The sequence below is a fragment of the Streptomyces sp. NPDC058246 genome, assembly GCF_042881985.1.
Lineage (GTDB): Bacteria > Actinomycetota > Actinomycetes > Streptomycetales > Streptomycetaceae > Streptomyces.
The window spans coordinates 66609-90362 of the sequence record NZ_JBHVWZ010000005.1 but is presented as its reverse complement, the minus strand read 5'-3'; the positions used below and the strand labels follow the sequence as shown (position 1 = coordinate 90362).

The 23754-nt window shown below is 72.8% G+C and carries 18 protein-coding genes; 12 read left to right on the top strand and 6 right to left on the bottom strand.

The features are described 5' to 3' along the window. Positions 1–8: 8 nt before the first annotated feature. Positions 9–905, bottom strand: a complete 897-nt coding sequence (locus ACFVXA_RS09500; RefSeq protein WP_389752230.1) for a hypothetical protein — start codon at positions 903–905, stop codon at positions 9–11. A gap of 94 nt (positions 906–999) precedes the next feature. On the opposite strand from ACFVXA_RS09500, the gene ACFVXA_RS09495 reads away from it, so the two are divergent. Beyond that, entirely contained in the window at positions 1000–1866 is an 867-nt protein-coding gene (locus ACFVXA_RS09495) for a LysR family transcriptional regulator (RefSeq protein WP_362017417.1), read from the top strand. 90 nt (positions 1867–1956) lie between these two features. After that, positions 1957–2589 (top strand): PDZ domain-containing protein, encoded by a 633-nt coding sequence (locus ACFVXA_RS09490; RefSeq protein WP_362017419.1) that lies wholly within the window; start codon positions 1957–1959, stop codon positions 2587–2589. A gap of 76 nt (positions 2590–2665) precedes the next feature. On the opposite strand, the gene ACFVXA_RS09485 is transcribed toward ACFVXA_RS09490, so the two are convergent. Then, on the bottom strand, positions 2666–3418 hold the full coding sequence (locus ACFVXA_RS09485; protein ID WP_390024503.1) for a metallophosphoesterase: 753 nt from the start codon (positions 3416–3418) through the stop codon (positions 2666–2668). 157 nt (positions 3419–3575) lie between these two features. On the opposite strand from ACFVXA_RS09485, the gene ACFVXA_RS09480 reads away from it, so the two are divergent. The 3 genes from ACFVXA_RS09480 (at position 3576) to ACFVXA_RS09470 (ending at position 6418) form a co-directional block, all read left to right on the top strand. Beyond that, entirely contained in the window at positions 3576–4196 is a 621-nt protein-coding gene (locus ACFVXA_RS09480; RefSeq protein ID WP_384017702.1) for a LysE family translocator, read from the top strand. A gap of 95 nt (positions 4197–4291) precedes the next feature. Beyond that, positions 4292–5413, top strand: a complete 1122-nt coding sequence (locus ACFVXA_RS09475) for an aminopeptidase P family protein (RefSeq protein ID WP_384397351.1) — start codon at positions 4292–4294, stop codon at positions 5411–5413. 63 nt (positions 5414–5476) lie between these two features. Beyond that, positions 5477–6418: an aminoglycoside phosphotransferase family protein gene (locus tag ACFVXA_RS09470; RefSeq protein WP_390024501.1), complete on the top strand. Its 942-nt coding sequence runs from the start codon at positions 5477–5479 to the stop codon at positions 6416–6418. Between the two features lie 303 nt (positions 6419–6721). Here the strand turns inward: ACFVXA_RS09470 and treZ are convergent, their stop codons facing one another. Next, complete coding sequence (gene treZ, locus ACFVXA_RS09465) at positions 6722–8467, bottom strand: malto-oligosyltrehalose trehalohydrolase (protein ID WP_390024499.1); 1746 nt, start codon at positions 8465–8467, stop codon at positions 6722–6724. Positions 8468–8683: 216 nt separating this feature from the next. On the opposite strand from treZ, the gene ACFVXA_RS09460 reads away from it, so the two are divergent. The 3 genes from ACFVXA_RS09460 to ACFVXA_RS09450 all read left to right on the top strand — a co-directional run bounded on the left by ACFVXA_RS09460 (position 8684) and on the right by ACFVXA_RS09450 (position 11328). Beyond that, on the top strand, positions 8684–9235 hold the full coding sequence (locus ACFVXA_RS09460; RefSeq protein WP_362017431.1) for a DUF1707 and FHA domain-containing protein: 552 nt from the start codon (positions 8684–8686) through the stop codon (positions 9233–9235). Positions 9236–9565: 330 nt separating this feature from the next. After that, positions 9566–10891: a M14 family zinc carboxypeptidase gene (locus tag ACFVXA_RS09455; RefSeq protein ID WP_390024497.1), complete on the top strand. Its 1326-nt coding sequence runs from the start codon at positions 9566–9568 to the stop codon at positions 10889–10891. Next, positions 10888–11328 carry an SSI family serine proteinase inhibitor gene (locus ACFVXA_RS09450; RefSeq protein ID WP_390024495.1) on the top strand — a complete coding sequence of 147 codons (441 nt, stop codon included), beginning with the start codon at positions 10888–10890 and terminating at the stop codon, positions 11326–11328. The genes ACFVXA_RS09455 and ACFVXA_RS09450 overlap by 4 nt, the downstream gene beginning before the upstream one ends. A 136-nt stretch (positions 11329–11464) precedes the next feature. Here ACFVXA_RS09450 and ACFVXA_RS09445 read toward each other — a convergent pair whose 3' ends face one another. Next, a complete protein-coding gene (locus tag ACFVXA_RS09445; RefSeq protein WP_390024646.1) occupies positions 11465–12715 on the bottom strand; it encodes a M14 family zinc carboxypeptidase in 1251 nt (416 codons plus the stop codon). A gap of 663 nt (positions 12716–13378) precedes the next feature. Between ACFVXA_RS09445 and ACFVXA_RS09440 the strand changes: the two genes are divergently transcribed. Beyond that, positions 13379–14716: a cytochrome P450 gene (locus tag ACFVXA_RS09440; RefSeq protein ID WP_389463471.1), complete on the top strand. Its 1338-nt coding sequence runs from the start codon at positions 13379–13381 to the stop codon at positions 14714–14716. On the opposite strand, the gene treY is transcribed toward ACFVXA_RS09440, so the two are convergent. Continuing rightward, complete coding sequence (gene treY / locus ACFVXA_RS09435; protein ID WP_390024493.1) at positions 14676–17102, bottom strand: malto-oligosyltrehalose synthase; 2427 nt, start codon at positions 17100–17102, stop codon at positions 14676–14678. The genes ACFVXA_RS09440 and treY overlap by 41 nt on opposite strands. 552 nt (positions 17103–17654) lie before the next feature. On the opposite strand from treY, the gene ACFVXA_RS09430 reads away from it, so the two are divergent. Further along, positions 17655–19262 (top strand): MFS transporter, encoded by a 1608-nt coding sequence (locus ACFVXA_RS09430; RefSeq protein ID WP_390024491.1) that lies wholly within the window; start codon positions 17655–17657, stop codon positions 19260–19262. On the opposite strand, the gene glgX is transcribed toward ACFVXA_RS09430, so the two are convergent. Next, positions 19259–21367, bottom strand: a complete 2109-nt coding sequence (gene glgX, locus ACFVXA_RS09425; protein WP_383738164.1) for a glycogen debranching protein GlgX — start codon at positions 21365–21367, stop codon at positions 19259–19261. The two genes, ACFVXA_RS09430 and glgX, sit on opposite strands and share 4 nt — an antisense overlap. Positions 21368–21545: 178 nt before the next feature. On the opposite strand from glgX, the gene ACFVXA_RS09420 reads away from it, so the two are divergent. Further along, positions 21546–22352 (top strand): Tat pathway signal sequence domain protein, encoded by an 807-nt coding sequence (locus tag ACFVXA_RS09420; protein ID WP_362017445.1) that lies wholly within the window; start codon positions 21546–21548, stop codon positions 22350–22352. A gap of 75 nt (positions 22353–22427) precedes the next feature. Continuing rightward, positions 22428–23747: a copper amine oxidase gene (locus ACFVXA_RS09415; protein ID WP_383901078.1), complete on the top strand. Its 1320-nt coding sequence runs from the start codon at positions 22428–22430 to the stop codon at positions 23745–23747. Positions 23748–23754 lie beyond the last annotated feature (7 nt).

Sequence of the window (23754 nt, the reverse complement as noted above, 5' to 3'; positions counted from 1 at the left end):
CGCCACGGTCACACCGGTCGGCCCTCGCGCGCGACGGCGGCGTGGGCCACGGCCGCCCGGGCCAGCGCCCGCACGATCGGATGCGGGCGCGAGCCGTCCCCGGACAGCTCCGGCTGGAAGAGGGTGGCCAAGTAGAAGGGATGGCCGGGGAGTTCGGCGATCCTGACGTGACCGTCCTCGTCGTGCCCGCTGAAGCGCAGCCCGTGCGCCCGCAGCGTGTCGAGGTGGCGGGAGGGCCCGTACGCGCAGAAGTAGCGCTCGACCGTCCGCTCGGAGCCGATCACCGAATGCGCGAGCGAGCCCGGCTCGACGACGACGAGGGCCTCGTGGCCGAGGAGGGAACAGGCGAGCGGCTCGATGAGGAAGTCGTCGGCGCCGGGGTCGTTCTCGGCGTGCGCGACCCCGGCGAGGCCGCACACCGTGCGGGCGTACTCGAGGAGAGCGTGCTGGAAGCCGCCGCACGTGCCGAGGAACGGGACACCGTCCTCCCGTGCGGTGCGGGCCGCCGTGAGCACTCCCGCCTCGCTCCGGTACGGGCTGCCCGGCAGCACCCACACGGCGTCGAAGCCGCGTACCGCCGCCTCGTCCTCGGCGTCCTCCGACGGGATCCAGTAGGCGTCGAGGACGATCCGCTCGCGGGTGGCGAGGGCGTCGAGGAGCAGTGGGACGCGGGTGTGCGAGACGACGTTCGGGGAGCGGTCGCCGACCAGGGCGATACGGGCGGTCTGTGCTGCGTTCACGGTCGTGCCGTTCGTCGGGGTGAGCGTGGTCGTGCCGTTCGCCGTGCGCGTGGTCCTGCCGTCGGCCGGGGTGCGCCTGGCCGGGACGTCGGTCGCGTCGGGCGTGCTCGCGCCGTGCGCCGGCATGTCCGCGGCTGGGCCGTTCCTTGAGGTGTGCGTGGTCATGGCCTCATCCTCGGCGCGCCGTCCAGTTCACGTCCAACGATGATTTCTGCACCCTCGATAAGCAACGCTGATGGAATGCGGGATCCTGGAGCGCATGGACCCGCATCTTCTGCGTACGTACGTCACGGTGACCCGGCTCGCGTCCTTCTCGGAGGCCGCGCGCGAACTCGGGTACACCCAGTCCGCGGTGTCCCAGCACATCGCCGCGCTGGAGCAGGACCTCGGCGCACCCCTGCTCACCCGGCGTCCCGTCGCGCCCACGGCGGCCGGCGAGCGGCTCCTCGAACACGCGGGCCCGCTGCTGCTGCGCCTGGACGCGGCCCGCGCCGACGTCGTACGGATGGCCGGCGCACCCGAGCACGGGCTGTCGCTCGCCGTCGCACCGACCGCCCTCGGGTCGCGTACTCTCGCGGCGCTGCCCGCCGCCGGCGTCACCCTGCGGGTGCTGGCCCGCGACGAGATCCCCGCGGCGGTCGCGACCGGCACCGCGGACCTGGGCCTGGTCGACGGCCTCGCCGCGCCCAGCGACCCCCTGCGGCTGCCCGACGTGGCACCGCTGACGACGCACGGCGCGGGCGAGGAGCCGGTCTGTGTCCTGTTGCCCGCTTCCCATCCGCTCGCCCGGCGCACGGGGTTGCGCCTCGGCGACCTCGTCGACGCCCGCTGGCTGGACGCCCCCGGCGCGGGACTCCCGCTGGCCCAGCTCCGCGCCGCGCACGGCAGTGAAGGTTTCCGCCCGGCCCTGCGCTACGAGGGCACCGACCTCCGTACTCTCACGGCGCTGGCCGCCGCAGGACACGGCCTGACCCTGCTGCCGCGCACGGCGGCCACCGGCGTGCCCGGAGCGGTTGCCGTCCCGCTCGTGGCGCCGCGTGTCGTGCACCGCACCGAGCTGGTGCACGGCGCGTCGCTGCGCGGAGCGGCGGCGATCATGGCGGACCAACTTCTCGAACGCGCTTGACAGTCTCACTCGTTCGTGAATCGTCCCGCGCCGGGGCGCAGGGTAGACAGAGCCGGAGGCGGTCCGTAGAGCATCTGCCGGAGGCGATCCATGGAACAGACCGCGTTGCGTCCCAAGCCGATGCCCGGCCAGGAACCGGGCGGCGGTCGGCCGCCCGGCGGCACCCGGCGCCCGCACGCCGCACGCCGACGCGGCAAGCGGCTGATGACCCTGATGTTCAGCCTGTTCGTCGGGACGGTGCTGGTCCTGTCAGGCGTCGGACTCGGCACCGTGGGCGCCACGGTGATCGGCATGAGCAAGCTGGCGGACCTTCAGAAGCAGGCCGGAGCGCAAGGGGCGCACGGGGCGCCGGGGCAAGCGGGGCAGCTCCCCGGCGCGCCGCGGCCCGGCGGCTCCAAGTCGGCGTCCGGCGCGGGGAGTCCGACCCCGTCGACGGAGCCCGGCAAGGAACCGGTGAAGGCGACCCTCGGCGTCGAGGCCGTCGACGCCCCCAAGGACGCGGGCGCCCTCGTGGTCGGTGTCCACATCCCCGGCCCGGGCTACACAGCGGGCCTGGTCCGCGGCGACGTCCTGGTGGCCTTCGGTGAGAGCGGGATCGGGTCGGCCGCCGACCTCGCCCGCGCGGTGGCGGCAGCGCGCCCCGGGACCGCCGTCACCCTGACCGTGCGGCACGCGAACGGCGGCCACCAGCAATTGTCGACGGTCCCCGGTGTCGTGACGTGACGTGAGGTGACGTACGCGAACGCCTCCTTCGAGGCCCCTTGAGGCCGGTGGCCCGTTCCGGACTTCCAACGCCCCTTCAGGCGACCCTGAAGTGACTCGTCAACCGTCCCTCGTCGTCCAGAACATGAAAAGCGAACCCGGGAGGAGCGTCCCGGTCCGCGACCCTCTCGCCCTCCCAGGGCAGCCGCAGCGTCCACGTCACGCCGGGGCCGACCACGAGGGGCCGTCCGGCGAAGGCGGTCGCCGCGGGCGTGTGCGCGTGGCCGGTGATGAGCCCGACGACCTCGGGCCTGCGCTCCAACAGCGCTGCCAGGGAACGCGGTTGGCGCAACTGGTATCCGTCCGGCAGTGGATGGTGCAGTGCCACCGGCGGGTGGTGGAAGGCGAGCAACGCCGGCAGGCCGCCGTCCAGTTCGTCGAGCGTCGCGTCGATCCAGGCGTACGTCTCCTCGTCGAGCTCTCCCTCGTCCCGGCCCGGAATGCTGGAGTCGCACATCAGCACGGCCGCGCCGTCGAAGACATGGACGCTGTTGACCGGGCCGTCGGCCGCGGGCAGCCCGACGAGGGCCTTGCGGTAGGGCGCGCGGCTGTCGTGGTTGCCCGGGCAGGTGAGTACGGGGAAGGGGGCCCCGGCGTCGCGCAGTCCGAACAGGCGGGCCGCCTCCTCGTACTCCGCCTCCGCGCCGTGGTCCGCGATGTCCCCCGTGACCAGCAGCGCGTCCACCCGCCCGGGCAGCTCCCACAGCCGGTCACGCACCCGCTCGGCCCGCTGTGTCGCCCGCTCGGTCCCGTCCAGGTGAAGGTCGCTGATGTGCGCCAGTACGAGCATGCCCATCCCCTCGTCGAGCTAATGGAAGTAACTCATCCAAGCATTAGCCCTAATGGCTGGGCAACACGCGGCCGTTAGAAGGGGAGTGGGAGGAGAGTGCCGCACGGGACCGGAAAAAGGGCTGGCCGCACGTAAGACGGCACGTCACGATGGCCGCATGTTGAGCACCCTCCTCGCCTTCCTCGGCGCCTGCACGCTGATCGCCGCCTCGCCCGGCCCGAGCACCGTGCTGATCATCAAGCAGTCCCTGCGCAGCAGGCGTTCCGGCTTCCTGACCGTGCTCGGCAACGAGACCGGCGTCTTCATCTGGGGCCTGGTCGCCGCCTTCGGCCTCACCGCGCTGCTCGCCGCGTCCGAGATGGCGTACGACGTCATGCGGATCGTCGGCGCCGCGGTGCTCGTCGGCTTCGGCGTCCAGACGCTGTGGCAGGCGCGCCGCTCCAAGGGAGCCGTGGAAGGCGGCTGGGAGGGCGCCGAGAAGAGCGGCTGGGCCTCCTACCGGGGCGGGCTGCTGCTGAACCTCGCCAACCCGAAGGCGGCCATCTTCGCGATGTCCTTCCTGCCGCAGTTCGTACCCCAGGGCGCCCCGCATCTGCCCACCATGGTCGGCCTTGCGGCGCTCTGGGCGGTCTACGAAGTCGGCTACTACGGCCTGTACGTGTGGTTCGTCGGCCGGATGAAGGCCGTGCTGTCCCGGACCGGCGTGCGCCGCCGCCTGGAGCAGGTCTCCGGAGGCGTCCTGCTGCTCCTGGGCGCCCGCCTCGCCCTGGAGAGCTGACGCGCGACGGCGTCAACCGGCTCGCGCCCGCCCCACCGGAAGGGCAGGATGCTGCCCGTAGCCCCCTGGGGAACTCCGGACAGACGGAGGCATGGATGACCGGCACGCCCGCGCCCTTCACCGCCGGCGACTACGAGGCCCGGATGCGACGCGCGGCCGAGGCCGCCGCGGACGCCGGGCTCGACGGCGTCCTGGTGGCGCCGGGGCCCGATCTGGTGTGGCTGACCGGGTACCGGCCCGTCGAGACCGAGCGGCTCACTCTGCTCGTGCTGCGGCCCGGACAGGACCCGGTGCTGGTCGTGCCCACCCTGGAGGCGCCCGACGCGGCCAAGGCGGCGGGCGCGCCCGCGCTGACCCTCCGCGACTGGACCGACGGCAAGGACCCGTACGAGGCGGCCGCGTCCCTCCTCGCCGGCGACGGCCGCTTCGGGGTGAGCGACAACGCCTGGGCCCTGCACCTGCTCGGCATCCAGAAGCGGCTGCCGGGCACCCGCCACATCGCCCTCACCGAGGCCCTGCCGATGCTGCGGGCCGTCAAGGACACGGCGGAACTTGACCGGCTGGCGGCCGCGGGAGCGGCCGCGGACGCAACGTACGAGGAGATCCGGAACGTTCCCTTCGCCGGCCGCAGGGAGACCGAGGTGGCCGCCGACATCGCCGATCTGCTGCGCCGGTTCGGACACTCCCAGGTCGACTTCACCATCGTCGCCTCCGGCCCGAACGGCGCCAACCCGCATCACGAGGCCGCCGACCGGGTCATCGAGCACGGCGACATGGTCGTCCTGGACTTCGGCGGACTCAAGGAGGGCTACGGCTCCGACACCTCCCGCACCGTCCACGTCGGCGAACCCGACGACGAGGAACGCAGGGTCCACGACATCGTGCGCGCCGCCCAGGAGGCGGGCTTCCGCGCGGTCAGGCCCGGCGCCGCCTGCCAGGACGTCGACCGGGCGGCCCGCGCGGTCATCACCGAGGCCGGGTACGGCGAGTACTTCATCCACCGCACCGGGCACGGCATCGGCGTCACGACCCACGAACCGCCGTACATGATCGAGGGTGAACAGCAGCCCCTCGTCCCCGGAATGTGCTTCTCCGTGGAGCCCGGCATCTATCTGCCCGGCCGCTTCGGAGTGCGCATCGAGGACATCGTGACCGTGACGGAGGACGGCGGGCGGCGCTTCAACACCACCTCCCGCGAGCTGGTGATCGTCGACTGACGTGCACGACCCGACCGTGCGGCAGGAGCACCGCCCACGCCCCCGAACGACAAGGGCGCGACCATGACCCAGGCACCCACACCGACCGCGGACACCGTCCGCCGACTGGTCCGTTCACTGCTCGCCGACGGCGCGACGGCGGGCGCGGGACCCCACGTGCGGCCCGTCGCCGAGGGGGGCGAGCACGCCACCTGGTGGGTCGGCACACGCCATGTGCTGCGCCTCGCCCGGGACCGTGACGCCTCCGCACGCCAACGCCGCGAACTGCGGCTGCGCGACCTGGTCCGCCCGCACATCGGGGTTCCGGTCCCGGTGAGCGTCGCGCACGGCGAGTGGGCGAGCGGACTGAGCTACACCCTGGACACCAGGCTCCCCGGTGCCTCCGCCGAGGCGCAGCCCGTCACGGCCGTCGGCGAGGCGGACCTCGCGGCGCTGCTCACAGGGCTGCGCGACGTGCCGGTACGCCAGGCCGAGACGCTCGGCGTCCCGCGCACCGCGCCGCGCTCCCTGGAGACGCTGCGCACGGCCGCCGTGCGCGCCGCCGAGGAACTCGCCGGCGCCGACGAGTTCGACCCGGCGCGTCTCGCCCAGCTCAACGCGCCCGCCGCCGGCCAGCTCGGCGCACAGCCCGGCGCCGCGTTCCTCGTGCACCATGGCCTCAAGGGCGAACACCTCGTGGTCGGCACCGATGGGCGGGTGCGGGGCGTCCTCGGCTGGACCGGCACGGTGATCGGCGATCCCGCCGAGGACATCGCCGGGCTCGCGATCGCCGTCGGCGCCCCGGCGGCCGTACGCGCCGCCACGCTCGCCGGGTACGGCGCCCGCCCCTGTCTGCGCGGCCTGTGGCTGTCCCGCTGCGACACTGTCATCCGCCTCGCCGACCGCCTCCAGGGCCGTGACGACAGCCCCGTACCGCTGCTGGAGACGCAACTGCTGCGCGCCTGGGAGGCGATCCTGCTGGAACGGGTCACCGACCTGCGGGACGGGCTGGACGAGGCACCGTAGCCGAGGTGGCCGAGGTGGCCGAGGTGGCCGTGGCCGAGGGCGAGGTGCCGGGGCCGAGGCGTACGTCAACGCTCGCGTGAGCGTGTGCGTAGACGCTTACGTCGGGGGTGGCGGGGGCCGGCCGTCGGCCGGCTGGACGAGGCGCCGTAGCCGAGGGCGAGGTGCCGTGGCCGAGGGCGAGGTGCCGTGGCCGAGGCGGACGTCAACGCTCGCGTAAGCGTGTGCGTAAACGCTTACGTCGGGGGCGGCGGGGCCGGCCGTCGGCGCCCGGCGGTCCGTGCGGGCGCCGGGCCCTGCCGCCGCTCACGCCTGTGTCAGCACCACGCACGACTCGCCCGGCACGCTCAACACCCCGTCCACGGCCGGCGCTTCGACCGGCTCCCAGGCGGCCAGCACGCGCGCGTGGCGTAGGCCGAGCGGGATGGCCGCCGTGTCCTTGGAGAGGTTGACGGCCACGCTGACGTCACCGCGCCGGAGGGCCAGCCAGCGGGCCTCCGCGTCGTAGGCGACCCGGACCGCGGCGAGATCGGGGTCCGAGAGGTCGGCCTGGCGGTGGCGCAGGGCGATCAGCTCGCGATACCAGGCCAGCACGCGCGCGTGGAGCGCCTGTTCCGGTTCCGACCAGTCGAGGCAGGAGCGGTCCCGGGTCGCCGGGTCCTGTGGGTCGGGGACGTCCTCCTCGGCCCAGCCGTGCGCGGCGAACTCCCGTCGCCTGCCACGCCGTACCGCCTCGGCGAGCTCGGGATCGGTGTGGTCGGTGAAGAACTGCCAGGGCGTGCCGGCGGCCCACTCCTCGCCCATGAAGAGCATGGGGGTGAAGGGCGCGGTGAGCGTCAGCGTGGCGGCGCAGGCCAGCAGCCCGGGGGAGAGGGAGGCGGAGAGCCGGTCGCCCTGGGCGCGGTTGCCGATCTGGTCATGGGTCTGGGCGTAACCGAGCAGGCGGTGCGCCGAGACGCGCGTACGGTCGAGCGGGCGGCCATGATGGCGGCCGCGGAAGCTGGAGTACGTGCCGTCGTGGAAGTAGCCGGACGTCAGCGTCTTCGCGAGCGCCGCGAAGGGAGCGCGGCCGAAGTCCGCGTAGTAGCCCTGCGCCTCACCGGTCAGCGCGGTGTGCAGTGCGTGGTGGAAGTCGTCGTTCCACTGCGCGTGCAGTCCGAGGCCGCCCTCCTCGCGGGGGGTGACGAGCCGCGGGTCGTTCAGATCCGATTCGGCGATCAGGAAGAGCGGTCGTCCGAGGTCGTCCGAGAGGGCGTCGACGGCCGTGGACAGCTCCTCCAGGAAGGGCAACGCACGTGTGTCGCACAGCGCGTGCACCGCGTCCAGGCGCAGTCCGTCGAGCCGGTAGTCGCGCAGCCACGCCAGCGCGCTGCCGACGAGATACGCGCGCACCTCGTCCGAACCGGGCGCGTCCAGGTTCACGGCGGAGCCCCAGGGCGTGTGATGGGTGTCCGTGAAGTAGGGCCCGAACGCGGGCAGGTGGTTGCCGGACGGGCCGAAATGGTTGTGCACGACGTCGAGGACGACGCCCAGGCCGAGTTCGTGCGCCCGGTCGACAAAGCGCTTCAGCGCCTCGGGACCGCCATAGGGCTCGTGCACGGCCCACAGCGAGACGCCCTCGTACCCCCAGCCGTGCCGCCCGGGGAACGGGCACAGCGGCATCAACTCGACGTGGGTGACACCCAGTTCCGCCAGATGGCCGAGGCGGTCGGCGGCGGCGTCGAGCGTACCCTCGCCGGTGTACGTCCCCACGTGCAGCTCGTACAGCACCCCGCCCGGGAGCGGGCGGCCCGCCCACTCGGTGTGCCAGGTGTACCGCCCGTGGTCGACCACCGCGCTCAGCCCGTCGGGGCCGTCCGGCTGCCGCCGTGAGCGGGGATCGGGCAGCACGGGGCCGCCGTCGACCGCGAACCCGTACCGCGTCCCGTCCTGCGCGTCCGCGTCGCCCGTCCACCACCCCGCTCGCTCCGGATCGCGCTCCAACGCGCGCGTGGCGCTCGCGCAATGGAGCGTCACCCGGTCGGCCTGCGGTGCCCACACCTCGAACCGCACAGACGGTTCCCCCTTGTCAGCTCTCCGTGACGTAATCCGTCCATGGTGCTGCACGTGAGATCAATTCGCTTTCGAATCCACCCTTTTGCCGCGTGTTTGCCGTCCTCCTGGCACGCCTCCTGTCACGCCTCCGGGCACGCGGAGCGCTCCGGCCGGGCGCGGCCCCGTTTCCCCGTTTTCTGGACACCCCGTCCCCGCTGACCGACAATCACCAGCGTGACGTCGTCTTTCGAGTTCCACACGTACCCCGCGCGGCTGTCCGACGCGGAGCGCGACCGGGCGCTCAAGTCGCTCCGTGACGGCGTCGCCCTCGGCCGTCTCTCGCACGACACGTTCATCCGCCGCATGGAGCTGGCGCTCGCCGCCCGCAGGTCCGACGAACTCGCCGCGCTCACGGCCGACCTGCCCACCGAGGGCCGCTGGTCGAGGCTGGTGTTCGGCACCGTGGAGGCGGTCTCCGGCTTCACCGTACGGCTGCGCAGGGCCTGGCAGGCCGAGCGGCTCCCGAAGCTCCAGCTGCCCCACCCGGGCAACCCGTACCCGCTGCGCATCGGCCGTGACCCCGCCAGCGGACTTCGGCTCAACCACGAGACGGTGTCCCGGGTGCACGCCGAACTGAGCCGGCAGGGCGGACTGTGGGTGCTGCGCGACCTCGGCTCGACCAATGGCACCACGGTCAACGGACGGCGGGTCATCGGCTCCGTCGTCGTCAAGGACGGCGACCAGATCGGGTTCGGGCGGATGTTGTTCCGTCTGTCGTCGGACTGAGCGTCGGCGTGTCGGACTGAGTGTCGTCGTGTCGGGTTGAGTGTCTCCTGTCGGGCTGAGCGTCTCCTGTCGGCTTGAGCTCCCTGTCGGAGCGTGCCCCCTGGCGGAGTGGACCCCGTTTCGGCCTGGGCCCCGTTTCGGCCTGAGCCCCGGTCCAGTCGACCTCTGGCCCGGTATTCCATACTGTTTTCCTCAACATCCCTTACGTTCCATGGTGTTGACGTACCCCACGAGCCGTGACTGACTGTGCGTACACCATGCACACCAGGTGAACCGACGGCACCACATAAGTGGAGGTGTGCCCTGCCGCCACTCCTCCGCTACCCGACTGTGGACGAGCTGGGTGCCCGTGCGGACGCGCTCGTCACCCGCCATCCGCGGGACGCCCGGCTGCGCCGCGTCGGCACCTCCCGGGCGGGCGCACCGCTGTGGCTTCTGTCCGTCGGACACGGCAGCCGCCAGGCCCTCGTCGTCGCCGGACCGCACGCCAACGAACCCGTCGGCGGCGCCACGGCCCTGCGCCTGGCCGAACGGGCGCTCGCCGACCCCCGGCTGACCGAAGGGGCGGACGCCACCTGGAACCTGCTGCTCTGCCTCGACCCCGACGGCGCCCGCCGCAACGAAGCCTGGCTGTCGGGCCCGTACACCCTCGGCAACTACTTCCGGCACTTCTTCCGGCCGGGCTTCCTGGAACAGCCCGAGTGGCTCCCTGAGGGGGCGGACGGGGCCGCTCTGCCGGAGACCCGCGCCCTGCTCGACCTCCAGGACGAGCTGCGGCCCTTCCTGCAGTGCTCGCTGCACGGCGTCGACGTCGGCGGCGCCTTCGTCGAGCTGACCCGCGAACTGCCCGGGCTCGCCCAGCGCGTCGCGCACACCGCCGCGCGCCTGGGCATCCCGCGCGAACTCGGCCCGTACGACACCCTGTACTGGCCGACGCTCGGGCCCGCCGTCTACCGCATCCCGCCGCCGCGCAGGGGAGATCTCGCCGCCGCCATCACGGAGGCCGCTGTCGAGTCCACCTGGTTCCACCCGCACCCGTACGGCACGGTGACGGCGGTCGTCGAGGCGCCCATGTGGGGGGTGGCGGCCGTGGAGAACCCCGCGCGGCCCGCCGACGCCGACGCGCTGCTGCGCTCCGTCAGCCGCACGCTGCGCCACGACACGCGACTCCTGGAGGGCATCCTCGCCCGCGTGCGGCCCGGCCTCGGCGCCTCCCCGGACGTGGCCCGCCTCCTCGCCCCCGTGGACGACTATTTACTGGTCGGCCCCGGGCTCGCCGACTCGTGGGACCCCGACGCGTACGACGCCGCCGCGCGCCCCCTGCCGCCGCTCGACACCGCCCGTCTGACGGCCCTGCGCCTCGCGGGACGCCGGGTCGCGCTCCGCACGGCCGGGCTGCTGCATCAGCTCGTGACCCTCTCCGGGGACGACCCGCGCGGCGCGCTGCCGGAGCTCGACGGGCTCATCGACGAGTGGTGCGCCGACTACCGCGACGGCTGCGGCGCGCGCTGGATTCCGGTGGCCCGCCAGGTCGAGTACCAGGCGCGCGTGGTGCTCGCCGCCTTCGACCTCGCCGGGCGGCACGCGCGCGTGCGTGCCCGTTCGGGTGAGTGCGGGTGGGGTTCGCAGGCCGCGGTGCCGATGCATCGGGAATGACGAAATCCATTCCGACGAAATCCATTCCGACGAAAACCATCCGCGCCGGTCTGCTCGCCGTGGCCACTCTCCTCACGGTGGGTGCCGCCCCGGCCCACGCGGCACCCCAGGAGTCCCTGCCCGGCAACTGGCTCCACCTCACCGTCACGCAAGGTGACCTCACCTCCAGCTCCGTGCACGGCGCCCTGCTGCTGTGCGACCCGCCCGGGGGGCAGCACTCGCACGCGGCCCAGGCCTGTGCGGAACTCCGCGCCGCCGGGGGCGACATCTCCCGTGTCCCGCCCCGGGCCGACGTCCTGTGCTCCATGATCTACGCCCCGGTGACCGCCGCCGCCCTGGGTGAATGGGACGGCCGCAGGATCACGTACAAGCACACCTTCTCGAACTCGTGCGTGATGGAGGCCGAGACGGGTGCGGTGTTCCAGCTGTCGGACTGACTGACCGACCGACTGGCCGGCCGGCTCACTGCCTGACTGAACGACTCACCGGTCGGATCGGATCGGATCGAGTCGGGCGGTGGCGGCGGCTCGGCACGCGCGCGTGCGTGCGTGCTCCTCGGAACCCTCGCGACCCTCACGCCGCGGCGTCACGCGCGTGGCGCGCCGCCGCCACCACCGTGCGGGCCTGATGCTCGACCTGGTGCTCCAGCGGCACCCAGCGGGCGCGGAACCGTTCGGCGAAGGCGTCGCTCCAGAGGGCCACGAGGTGTTCCAGGCGTGGCGCCTCGCGGTCGTCGAACTCCTGGAGGACGCGCAACAGCATCGCGGCGGCCCGCAGCGGGAGCCGGCGGCCGAACGCGTCGACGCTTCCGATGTACGCCATCGTCGTGTTCGGAGGCGGCGTCTGGACCCAGTCTTCGGCGAGGCCCGGCACCAGCTCCAGCGCCCACTTGGCGGCCCGCAGAAGCGGCCCGTCAGGGCCCGGCAGCCGCGGCACGGTCTCCCGGAGCACCGCCTCCACCTGGAGCGCGTCGCGCAGCAGCCGACGCGCCAGACGCCGCATCGCCGCCGCCGGGGCGGGGTGCGGCGCCGGATCGTCCACCAGGTCACTGGCCCACATCGGCACCTCGACGACGGCGGTCAGACCGCCGTACCGGTGGGCGTGGTACCAGGTGCTGTGCCGTGCGTCGTCGGGCATGCTCGGGTACGCCGCGTCCGAGCCGGGCGCCGGCATCACATGCACCCCGGGCCCCGAGGCGGGCCAGCCCGCGGCGTCCGAAGCGGCCGTCTCCACCGGGATGTGCAGCTCCGCCGCGGACTTGGCGAACGGCTCGGCGAGCCCCGGGACGTCCTTGGTCAACTGCACCCAACTGCCGCCCAGATCGGTCCCGTGCAGGGTCACCTGGAGGTAGGGCCGCAGTTCGTCGATGACCCGGGTCAGGGCGCGGGTCTCCGGCGGCAACCGGTCGGGCGGCAGGACGGAGGGCGACCATTCGGGCTGCTCGGGGCCGGCCGGACGGAAGAAGCCCCGGTGGTAGTCGAGCAGGGTGCGGGGCGCGGGTGTCACATGGAGGCTCGCCCCGTCCGGGTCGGCGCAGAGCAGGAAGTGCCAGGAGGTGTTTCTGCGCAACTCCCGCTCGTGCAGTGCGCGTTCCGCCAGGGCCAACAGGGTCGAGCCGCCCGTCGGTTCATTGGAGTGGGCGCCCGCCACGACGAGAACCGCGCGCTGCGCGTGGCCGACGGACAGCAGGTGAAGGGGTCTGCCCGCGCGTGAGACACCCACTTGTCTGAGGACGCACAGGCCGGGTCGGTGAGCCGCCAACGCCCGGGCGGACGAGACGATTTCGGTCACACTGGGGTAGCGCAACTCCGGCAGGAGACTCACCCCCGACTTGTCCGCCCTGCGTCGCTTTCCGCAGTACTCCACGGACTGAGTGAACTGTCAAGGAGGCGATGGGGCGGCTCCAGGGGGCGCCAGGTGGCATTTACCCCCGGCAAGGGGTGTGTGAGGCCGGGCGACGGAGGCGGCAGCAGATCGGCCACCCCGTGGATTCCGGGCACCGGCGTCTCCGGGCGGCCCCTTCGGCGGGCGCTCCCGGCGCCCCGTTCATCCGGCCCGCGCCCCTTGGGGCGAGATCCAGCCCCGCCCGGCCACGGGCGCCGGGCCGTCGGCCACCAGGAGCCGCTCGACCACCAGGAACCGCTCGGCAACCACGGTGCGGATTCCGCCCCCCGCGGGCTCGCACCCGGCCATGTGCCGTCGTGCGGCGTGCCGCGCACCGTCGACCCGCCCTGGGCGCGCGCCGTGACCGTTTTCTCGCGGGTATCGCCGACGGGCGCGCCGCGGAGGCCATCGTGGAGTTCTGGCCGCCTCCTGAACCTTGACCCTGCGGAAAGGACTCCCCATCACCCGTACGGGTGTACGCGGACTGCGGTCCGGCCGCCGCGATGGTCCGCTGAGAACATCCGCGCGCGGATCCGGCGCGCACGTTTGAGGTGGAGGCCGGCGGTGCTGTGTCCTCACGGCCTTCCCGGCGAAGGCGCGCCCGTGGCCTCGCCGACGGGACCACGACCCGCGCGGCTGCTGTCGGCGCCCCCGGAAACCGGCGCACGCAACCTGTCCGCGCCCCCCGAGACCGGCGCACGCAACCCGCCCGCGCCCCCCGAGACCAGCGCACGCAACTCGCCGGCGCCTTCGGAGACCGGCGCACGCACCCAGCCCACACCCCCGGAGACCGGCGCACGCAACCCGCCCGCGCCCCCGAGCCCGTACGCGCCCCCCGGCGCGAGCTCCTCGGGGGCGCCGCCGAGTCTGCTCGCACCCGGGACCGAGGGTGACCCGTACCCGCTGTACCGGACCCTCCGGGAGCGTCATCCGCTCGTGTACGACGAGCCGTTCGGCGCCTGGCTGGTCAGCAGGTACGCCGATGTGCGCGCCGCGCTCGCGGACCGGCGGCTCGTCGCGTCGCCGCCCGGACGCACCCTGGCCCACCTGGAGGGCGGCACGCACAGCGCGCACCGGGCGCTCGTCTCCCCGGCGTTCCGCGGGCGTGCGCTGGCCGCGCTGACCGCCGGTGTCGAACGCACGGCGTACGTCCTCGCGCGCCGCCTCGCCGCGCGCGAGGAGGCCGATCTCGTCGCCGAGTTCTGCCACTGGCTGCCCACCGCGGCGGCCGTCGCCGCGTTGGGACTGCCGTACGAGGGCACCGCGCGTGTGCACGCGTGGTGCCGTACGGGCCTCGACCACCTCGGGGGCCACCACCCCGAACTCGACGCCTTCCTGCGCCCCTACATCGCCCGCCGCCGCGCCCACCCCGGTGCCGATCTGCTGTCCGCGCTGTGCACGGCCCGGGCGGACGGACGTCCGCTGTCCGACGAGGCCGTGGCGGGGCTCGCCGGGACGCTGCTCGGAGCGGGCGGCGAGGCGACCGCGCGGGCGCTCGCGTCGTTCCTCGCCAACCTCCTCGACCACCCCGGCCAGTTGGCCGTGATCCGGGACCGTCCCGCGCTGACGGCCGGTGCGTGGGCCGAGTCGCTGCGCCGCGATCCGCCGCTGCACGTCGTGGCGCGCCGGGCCGTCGAACCGGTCGGCGCGATCCCCGAGGGTGCCGTCGTGGCGTGTCTGCTGGGCGCCGCGGGCCGCGACCCGGCGCGGTTCGCCGACCCGGACCGCTACGACGCCTTCCGCACGGATCCGGGCGAGCTCGCGTACGGCTCCGGGCGGCACTTCTGCCCGGGCGCGCTGCTCGCCCGGCTCACGGCGGAGCACGGCCTGCACGCCCTGCTGGACGCCCTGCCGGACCTCCGCTGGGCACCGGGCTTCCGGCCCGCGCCGGAGGGGCTGGTCAGTCGCTCGCCCCGGACCCTGCTGGTGCGTCCGTGCTGACCCGTTCCAGCAACACCACGGGCAACCGCTCGAAAAGCTCCTCCACGCGCGCGTGTCCGGTGAACTCCCGCCCCGGGGTGAGTACGTCGGCCCACCGCCCCTCGGGAAGCGTGAGCCGCGTGCCGCGCCAGCCACCGGCCTCGGCCAGCCGCAACGACATCCGCGTGACGGCCGTGACCACCTCTTCAGAACGTACGAACGCCACACAGTGCGCGGCGCCCGGGCCCTCCGCCGCGAGGGGCGCGTACGTCCCCGAGTCGCCGAAGACGGCCGGGCGTCGCCCGCGCAGCCGCAGCGCGGCCGAGGTCAGCGCGGCCTTCTCCGAGGGCCGCTGGTGCGGCTCGTGCGGTACGAACGGCGCCCGGTTGTCCGGGTCCACCAACGCCAGGTACTCGTCCTCGGTGCCCTGATAGACGTCCGGCACTCCCGGCATCGTCAGATGGACCAGAGCGGCCCCCAGGACGTTCGCCCGGACATGCGGCGCCAGAGCGGCCCGGAAGTCGGCCACGCGCCGCCCTGGCGCCCCGCACGGCCCCGCCGCGACGAACGCCGCCACGGCCTCCTCGTACGCGTGATCCTGCTCGGTCCAGGAGGTGCGCAGCCCGGCCTCCCGGATGTGCTTCAACACCGCTCCCTGGACCCGCTCCTCATCGGCGGGCCCGAGCCCGAACACCGTCTGCCACGCCGCCCACGCCACCTGCGGGTCGGGCACACCCGTGCCGTCGCGGGTCACCTCCGCCACGACGTCGGCCCACCTCTCGGGGCACTGGGTGAGCACCGAAAGGGCCGCGCGCACGTCGGCGCTGCGTTTCGTGTCGTGGGTCGACAGGGCGGTACCGGTGGCCGGCCAGTCGCGCTGCACGCGCGCGCAGTACGCGTGGAAGTCCTCCGGGGACACGGCCGGACCGCCCGGGTCGCCGCCCACCTCGTTCGCCGCGAGGAGGGGCACATAGCGGTAGAACGCCGTGTCCTCCACGGACTTGGCCCGCAGGGCGGACGAGGTCTGCGCGAACCGCGCCCGGAACTCCGCGGGCCCCGGCCCGTCACCGGCCCGCCCGAGCACCAGATCCCGTACGACGTCCACGGCAGCCGCCTCCTCGGGCACCGTGAAGACCGCCCGGGCCTCGGCGGCGGCCGCCTCCGTCACCACCAGGGAGGCGTCGGTGGAGGGGTACGGGCGGTACACCTCAAGGCGGACGAGCAGTTCCCGCAGCGCGGTGCCCAGGGTCCAGGGGGCGTGGTCGCGCAACGCCGGGTCCGGCGACGCGGCGCACAAACGGCTCACCACGCGCGTGAGGCGATCGATCTCGGTGGCCAGCTCGTGCGTGACCACCTTGTACGCCGCCCTGCGCACCGTCGACTCCCAGTGGCCGCCCCGGTCGGCCTGAGGAGACGCGAACCGCCGGTACTGGCCGAGGAGTTCCCCCGCCCCCGCCGGGTCCGTGAAGAGGCCGTCCACGTGCCGCAGCGCGTCGTAGCCGGTAGTACCCGCGACGGGCCACGCCGCTGGGAGCGGCTCGCCGTCCGCGAGGATCTTCTCGACCACCGTCCAGCGGCCTCCGGTGGCGTCGTGCAGGCGCCGCAGATACGCGTCCGGGTCCGCGAGACCGTCCGGGTGGTCGATGCGCAGCCCCTCGACCACGCCGTCGGCGAGCAGCTCCAGGATCTTCGCGTGGGTCGCCGCGAAGACCTCCGGGTCCTCGACGCGCACGCCGATCAGCTCCGAGATGCTGAAGAAGCGGCGGTAGTTGAGCTCGGTGCGGGCCAGTCGCCACCACACCGGGCGGTACCACTGGGCGTCGAGGAGCCGTGGCAGCGGCAGCCCCTCGGTGCCCTCGCGCAGCGGGAACACGTGGTCGTAGTAGCGCAGTACGTCGCCGTCGACCTTCAGGTGGTCGATTTCCGCGCCGAGCCGGTCTCCGAGCACCGGCAGCAGGAGCTGTCCGCCCTGGGCGTCCCAGTCGACGTCGAACCAGCGGGCGTAGGGCGACCCGGGGCCCTCGCGCAGCACCTCCCACAGCGGACGGTTGTGGCGCGGGGCCATGGCCATGTGGTTCGGCACGATGTCCACGACGAGGCCCAGGCCGTGCGCCCGCGCGGTGCGCGCCAGCGTACGCAACCCCTCCTCGCCGCCCAGTTCGGCCCGCACGCGCGCGTGGTCCACCACGTCGTAGCCGTGCATCGAGCCCGGTACCGCCTCCAGAACGGGCGACAGGTGCAGATGGGAGACGCCGAGCGAGGCCAGATACGGCACGGCCGCCGCGGCGGCCCCGAAGGGGAACTCCGGCTGCAGCTGCAGCCGGTACGTGGCGGTCGGCACGGCGGGAGCCACCGCGCGGGGGACCGCCGAGCCCGGAATCACCGGGTCGGGACGCTCAGGTGTCATGCGAAGCTACGTACCCGCCTCAGCGCCTTTCGTGTCATCGACGCATGCATCCGGGCACGCGCGCGTGGCTAACGTCGAACGATGGGGAACGCGGGGCGAGGCGACGACATACGGGGCACGCGGGAAGCGCGGGGGACCCGTGGCACACCCGGCGCGGACGGCACGCCGCCGGAGCCGGCCGCCGAGCCGAAAGCCGCGCCTTTGCCGGCCCAGCCGGGCGGCCTCCACGGGACACCGGACGAGCGTCGCACCGAGTACGGGACGCCGCCCATGGACCACCCCGAGTACGGGACGCCGCCCACGGGCCGCGCCGAGTACGGGACGCCGCCCACGGGCCGCGCCGCGGACGTGACACCGGGCGTGCGGCGCGCTGCGCCACAGGTAACGCCCGACACACCTCTCGGCACGGACTGCACGACGGCCCCGCCCCACGGTGCGACCGGTAGCCCTGGAGCGGCGAGTGCGTCTCACGGTGCGACCGGCAGCCCCGGAGCGGTGCGCACGTCGCACGGAGCGACTAGCTGCTCCGGAGCGGCGGGTGCACCTCACCGAGTGGCCACCACCCCCGGAATGGTCGGCAAGGAGGGCACGATTCATCGCGCGACTGACAGCCTCGGCACGGACGGCGCGTCCCACCGAGCGGTCAGCGCCCTCGGGACGGGCGACACACGTCACCGTGCCGACAGCACCCTCCGTACCTATCGCCGCGTCGTCGGACTGACCGGTGCGGCCCTTCCCGTCGTGTCCTTCCTGGGCCGGCTGCCCACCGCCACGGTCCAGTTCGGCAGCCTCCTGCTCGTCGCGCGGACGAGTGGCTCGCTGGGCACCGCGGGGCTGGTCGGTGGGGCGCTCGCCGTCGGGCAGGTCGCCTGCGGGCCGCTCGTCGGGCGCCTCGCCGACCAGCACGGCCAGCGCACCGTCGTCCTCGTCTTCTCGCTGGCCAACGCCCTCGCGATCGCCGCCCTGGTGTCGGGCGCGCTCAGCCATCTGGCCCCGGGACCCCTCGCCCTGCTCGGCGCCCTCGCCGGAGCGAGTGTCCCGCTCGTCGGCCCGCTGGCCCGAGCCCGCGTGGTGGCCCTGGCCCGCGGCAGCGGCGCGGACGACCGCACGGTGAACGCCGCGCTGTCCCTCGAGAGCACCCTCGACGAGATCTCCTTCGTGCTGGGCCCCGCCATGGTGGGCGTCGCAGCGGTGCTGGCGCACCCGGCGTACGCGCTGGGCGGCGCGGCCCTGCTGGCCGCCGTGTGCGGCAGTGGATTCGCCCTGCACCCGACAGCGACCGCGACGCACGCAACGGCCACCGGGTCGCATCCGACGGCCTCCGCGACCACCACGCACCCGGCGCGCGACCACGGCCGCACGCCGGGCTCACGCGCGTCCGGCGCACGCCCCCGCATCCCCCGCTCCGTCCACGCCCTCCGCGCTGCCCTCGCCCTCCAGGGCGCCATGTTCGGCGCCTGCCAGGCCGGTATCACCGCGTTGACCGAGCGCCTCGGACGGGAGGACCAGGCCGGGCTGGTGTACGCCGCCATGGGGGTCATGAGCGCCGTGGCCGGGCTCACCATGGCTGCCGTGCCAGCCCGTCTCGGGCTCAGGCTCCGCTGGAGGGCGGCCACCGCGGCCGCGCTCCTGTTGTCCCTGCCCCTGCTGTGGACGGAGAACCTCTGGGGCCTGTACGCCGTCGTCACCGTCCTCGGTGTCGCGTACGCCCCGCATCTGATCACCGTGTTCGTGCTCACCGAGCGTGCCGTGCCGCCGACCCGGCTGGCCGAGGCGATGGCCTTCGCGACGAGCGCGATCGTCGGGGGCCAGGCCCTCGCCGTGGCCGTCACCGGCCGCCTGGCCGAGTCCAACGGCCCCAACGCGGCGTTCGCCGTCGGCAGTTCGGTCGCCGCGCTCGCCTGCGCCATCGCGCTGACGGCGCGCCCGACGACGTACACCGCACCCGAAAAGGCCCTCCCCACGCGCGTGGAGGAAGAGATCGGGCCCCACACAGGCGAGCCACAGACAATCGAGCCCCACGCGCGCGTGCACTCGGAAGGCGAGCCCCACGCGCGCGTGCACTCGGAAGGCGAGCCCCATGCGCGCGTGCACCCCGAAATCGAGTCCCACGCGCGCGTGCGTCACCTGCCCCGGCAAGGCACCAACCCGCCCCCTTAGGCAGGCCGCTGCAACACCGTCATGCTCCGGTCCACCAGTGTCAGACGATCGCCCGCCCCGATCTTGGCGCCCGTCCCCGGAGCCACCCCCTCGGGGCGGGACGTGTCGACGACGACCTGCCACTGCCGCCCGTGATTGACCGGCACCACGAAGTCCAGCGACTTGGCGGAGGCGTTGAACATCAGGAGGAAGGAGTCGTCGGAGATGCGCTCCCCGCGCGGGCCCGGTTCGGAGATCGCGTTGCCGTTGAGGAAGACGGACAGCGCCCGCGCCTGCGCGGAGCCCCAGTCGCGCTGGGTCATCTCCGTGCCCTCGGGGGTGAACCAGGCGATGTCGGACAGCTCGTCGTGGGTGCCCTGGACGGGGCGCCCGTGGAAGAAGCGGCGCCGCCGGAAGACCGGGTGGTCGCGCCGCAGCCACACCATCGCGCGCGTGAAGTCCAGCAGCTCGCTGCCGTCCTCCGGCCAGGGCACCCAGGACAGCTCGCTGTCCTGGCAGTAGCCGTTGTTGTTGCCGCGCTGCGTGCGCGCGAACTCGTCGCCGTGGCTGAGCATCGGCACGCCCTGGGAGAGCATCAGCGTCGCGATGAAGTTGCGCATCTGGCGGCCCCGCAGGGCCAGCACGTCCTCGTCGTCGGTGTCGCCCTCGGCACCGCAGTTCCAGGACCGGTTGTGGCTCTCGCCGTCGCGGTTGTCCTCGCCGTTGGCGTCGTTGTGCTTGTTGTTGTACGAGACGAGGTCGTGCAGGGTGAAGCCGTCGTGGCAGGTCACGAAGTTGATGGAGGCCAGCGGGCGGCGGCCGTCGTCCTGGTAGAGGTCCGACGAACCCGTCAGCCGGGACGCGAACTCCGCCAGCGTGCGCGGCTCACCGCGCCACATGTCTCGCACCGTGTCGCGGTACTTGCCGTTCCACTCCGTCCACAGCGGCGGGAAATTGCCCACCTGGTAGCCGCCCTCGCCGACGTCCCACGGCTCGGCGATCAGCTTCACCTGGGAGACCACCGGGTCCTGCTGCACCAGGTCGAAGAAGGACGACAGCCGGTCCACCTCGTGGAACTGACGGGCGAGGGTGGCGGCGAGGTCGAAGCGGAAGCCGTCGACGTGCATCTCGGTGACCCAGTAGCGCAGCGAGTCCATGATCAGCTGGAGCACGTGCGGGGAGCGCATCAGCAGGGAGTTGCCGGTGCCCGTGGTGTCCATGTAGTAGCGGGGGTCGTCCGCGAGGCGGTAGTACGAGGCGTTGTCGAGGCCCCTGAAGGACAGCGTCGGGCCCAGGTGGTTGCCCTCGGCCGTGTGGTTGTAGACCACGTCCAGGATGACCTCGATGCCCGCTTCGTGCAGCGCGCGGACCGCCGACTTGAACTCCAGGACCTGCTGGCCGCGGTCGCCCCAGGAGGCGTACGCGTTGTGCGGGGCGAAGAAGCCGATGGTGTTGTAGCCCCAGTAGTTGTTGAGGCCCATCTCGACCAGACGGTGGTCGTTGACGAACTGGTGTACGGGCATCAGTTCCAGCGCGGTGACGCCCAGTTCCGTCAGGTGTTCGATGATCGCCGGATGCGCGAGCGCGGCGTACGTCCCGCGCAGTTCGTCGGGCAGCGCCGGGTGCTGCATCGTGAGGCCCTTCACATGGGCCTCGTAGATCACCGTGTGGTGGTACTCCGTGCGGGGGCGCCGGTCGTCCCCCCAGTCGAAGTACGGGTTGACCACGACCGCGGACATGGTGTGCGGTGCCGAGTCCAGGTCGTTGCGCTTGTCGGGGGAGCCGAAGGGATAGCCGTACACCTCCTCGCCCCACTTGACGGAGCCGCTGACGGCGCGCGCGTACGGATCGAGGAGCAGCTTCGCGGAGTTGGCGCGCTGCCCGCGCTCGGGCGCGTAGCGCCCGTGCACCCGGAAGCCGTACCGCTGTCCGGGCATGATCCCCGGCAGATACGCGTGCCGGACGAACGCGTCGGTCTCGCGCAGCTCCACCGCCGTCTCCGAGCCGTCGTCGTGCAGCAGACACAGCTCGATCCGGTCGGCGGCCTCCGAGAAGACCGCGAAATTGGTACCGGCGCCGTCGTACGTGGCACCGAGTGGATATGCCTCTCCAGGCCAGACCTGCATGGATACGACTCTTCCAGTAGTGGCGTGCCCGTGGGGGCGAGTCCGAACCGAGTCTCCCCGAAAGTGATGGAACCTCCTATGACTTACATCCCTCTTACCCACTGACCAGGCATACGCCGTATGCCGAACCAGTGGGGCTCAAGCGACTCCTGTCGTCATAGGGGGAGTAGGGGGAAATGTGCGCAAGATAGTGCACCGCCATCTGGGCAAGGTGGTGGCAGGTGCGGCCGTCGCGGTGGCCGGGACGGCCGTGATGGTCGGGATCACTCTTCCGGGCTCGGCGGGGGCCGAGGAATCGGACGGGGGCCTGGGCGGCGGGACCTCTCAGCAGGCGGGGCTGCAGGGCCAGGCGGCCGTGCGGCCGGGCGTCGTCGAGCAGGCACCGGCCGAGGGCGAGCAGGGCAAGGGCCGCGACCCGCTGACCGACGACGAGCTGAAGCGGGTCGAGCGGATCGCGCTGAACCAGCAGTCGTTCAGCGCCAGTGAGAACGTCGAGGGCAAGCGCGGCCCGCAGCGCATCGGGGTGAACCTCGCCGAACCCGAGGCGAGCGAGCTGGACGACCCGAACGCGCCCCGGCGCGCCGACGTGTCGTTCTACGACTACAAGGACGACGCGCTCGTCACCAAGACCGTCAACCTCGACACCGGGAAGGTCGAGAAGACGGGCACGCAGCACGACGTCCAGCCGCCACTGAGCCGCGACGAGATGGTCGAGGCCGCCAAGCTGCTGATCGCCGACCCGCTCGGCGCGGGCTTGAAGGCGGACTTCAAGGACGCCACCGGCAAGGAGCTGACCTCGCCCGACCAGCTGATGCTCAACAGCATGGTCTACCGTGCGACGTCCGGCGCCCAGCCCGCCGTCCTCGACGCATGCGGCAAGCACCGCTGCGTACGGCTCTTCCCGAAGGTCAAGAACGGGCCCTGGATCGACAGCCGTGACCTGGTGATCGACCTGAGTGCCCGAAAGGTCGGCAAGCTCGGCTGAGCGCCGCCTTCTCGCACCTTCCAGCTTCTTCCCATCCTTTCTGCTTTCCTGCTTTCCGCAAGGAGTCACTTCTTCATGCGCGTCAACAGAATCAGTCGTGCCCGCGGCCGGACGGCGGTGGGCCTTTCCGCTCTCGCCCTGGCCGCCGGCGCGACGACGGCCGCGGGACCGGCCGTCGCCCAGCCCAAGACCGCCTCCGCGGCGGCCGCCGACTGCAGCGCGGCGTACAAGATCGAGCAGAAGCTCGCCACCGGCACCACCTGGCGGATGTGCTGGCACTACGAGAGCGAGGCCGGGCTCGTCCTGGAGAACGTCTCGTACCAGCCGCCCGGCGAGGCCCACCCCATCAAGGTCCTCGCCAGCGCGAAGCTCGCCCAGATAGACGTGCCCTACGACGACGGATCGGTCGAGTACAGCGACCTCACGGGCGCCGGCTTCGGACAGGGCCTGGTCGACATGGCGCCCGCCGAGTGCCCCGGCGGCACCATCAAGACGGTCAAGATCCCCGACGCTTGGGACCCGCAGCATGCCGACGTCAAGGGCCTGTGCACCACGACCCGTACCCGCGGCCACGCCTACCGCATGCAGGCCGACACCGGGAACAAGGTCTTCCAGAAGCAGGGCAAGGACCTGTTGATCTACACGGTCAACAAGGTCGGCTGGTACGAGTACATCACCGAGTGGCGCTTCCAGGACGACGGCACTCTCAACATGAACGTCGGCGCGACCGGCAGCCTCTCGCCCGGCGACTACGACGCGGGCGACGGCCGCGGCTGGCCGCTCGGCAAGGGCGCCAAGGACTACGCCACCAGCCACAGCCACAACGTCTTCTGGCGGCTGAACTTCGGCCTCGACGGCTCCTCCAAGGCCAAGGTCGAGCAGTACGACTCCGTGGTCAGCCCGCCGGCGCACGGCGCTCAGGCGCCGAGCAACAAGACCACTCGCACGAAGATCACCAAGGAACTCGCGGGCGACGCCAAGAACATGCGCTGGTGGCGCCTCGTCAGCAACACCGGCAAGAACAAGGACAACCACGCGCGCTCGTACGAGATCGTCCCGGGCGCGACGACCAAGTACCTCGGCCGCAGCTTCACCAAGCACGACATCTACTTCACCGAGTACAACAAGTGCGAGCAGTTCGCCAGCGACAACCTGCGCAACTGTGGTGCCGGGCACGGCAAGTCCGTCGACAAGTGGGTGGACGGGCAGACGCTCACCCACCCCGTGGTCTGGGTCAACGTGGGTTTCCACCACATCGCGCGCGACGAGGACCAGCAGCCCATGCCGGTCCACTGGCAGGGCTTCTCCCTCGCGCCTCGCGATGTCACCGCTATGAATCCGCTCACTCCGCCGGAGCTGGCGAACCAGAACGGCCATGTGGAACAAGGTAGTTGAGAAACTA

Excerpts from the sequence above, each read along its gene's own strand:
- ACFVXA_RS09500 (WP_389752230.1), bottom strand. The coding sequence starts at position 905 with ATGACCACGCACACCTCAAGGAACGGCCCAGCCGCGGACATGCCGGCG.
- ACFVXA_RS09495 (WP_362017417.1), top strand. The coding sequence starts at position 1,000 with ATGGACCCGCATCTTCTGCGTACGTACGTCACGGTGACCCGGCTCGCG.
- ACFVXA_RS09490 (WP_362017419.1), top strand. The coding sequence starts at position 1,957 with ATGGAACAGACCGCGTTGCGTCCCAAGCCGATGCCCGGCCAGGAACCG.
- ACFVXA_RS09485 (WP_390024503.1), bottom strand. The coding sequence starts at position 3,418 with ATGCTCGTACTGGCGCACATCAGCGACCTTCACCTGGACGGGACCGAG.
- ACFVXA_RS09480 (WP_384017702.1), top strand. The coding sequence starts at position 3,576 with ATGTTGAGCACCCTCCTCGCCTTCCTCGGCGCCTGCACGCTGATCGCC.
- ACFVXA_RS09475 (WP_384397351.1), top strand. The coding sequence starts at position 4,292 with ATGACCGGCACGCCCGCGCCCTTCACCGCCGGCGACTACGAGGCCCGG.
- ACFVXA_RS09470 (WP_390024501.1), top strand. The coding sequence starts at position 5,477 with ATGACCCAGGCACCCACACCGACCGCGGACACCGTCCGCCGACTGGTC.
- ACFVXA_RS09450 (WP_390024495.1), top strand. The coding sequence starts at position 10,888 with ATGACGAAATCCATTCCGACGAAATCCATTCCGACGAAAACCATCCGC.
- treY (WP_390024493.1), bottom strand. The coding sequence starts at position 17,102 with ATGACACCTGAGCGTCCCGACCCGGTGATTCCGGGCTCGGCGGTCCCC.
- glgX (WP_383738164.1), bottom strand. The coding sequence starts at position 21,367 with ATGCAGGTCTGGCCTGGAGAGGCATATCCACTCGGTGCCACGTACGAC.
- ACFVXA_RS09415 (WP_383901078.1), top strand. The coding sequence starts at position 22,428 with ATGCGCGTCAACAGAATCAGTCGTGCCCGCGGCCGGACGGCGGTGGGC.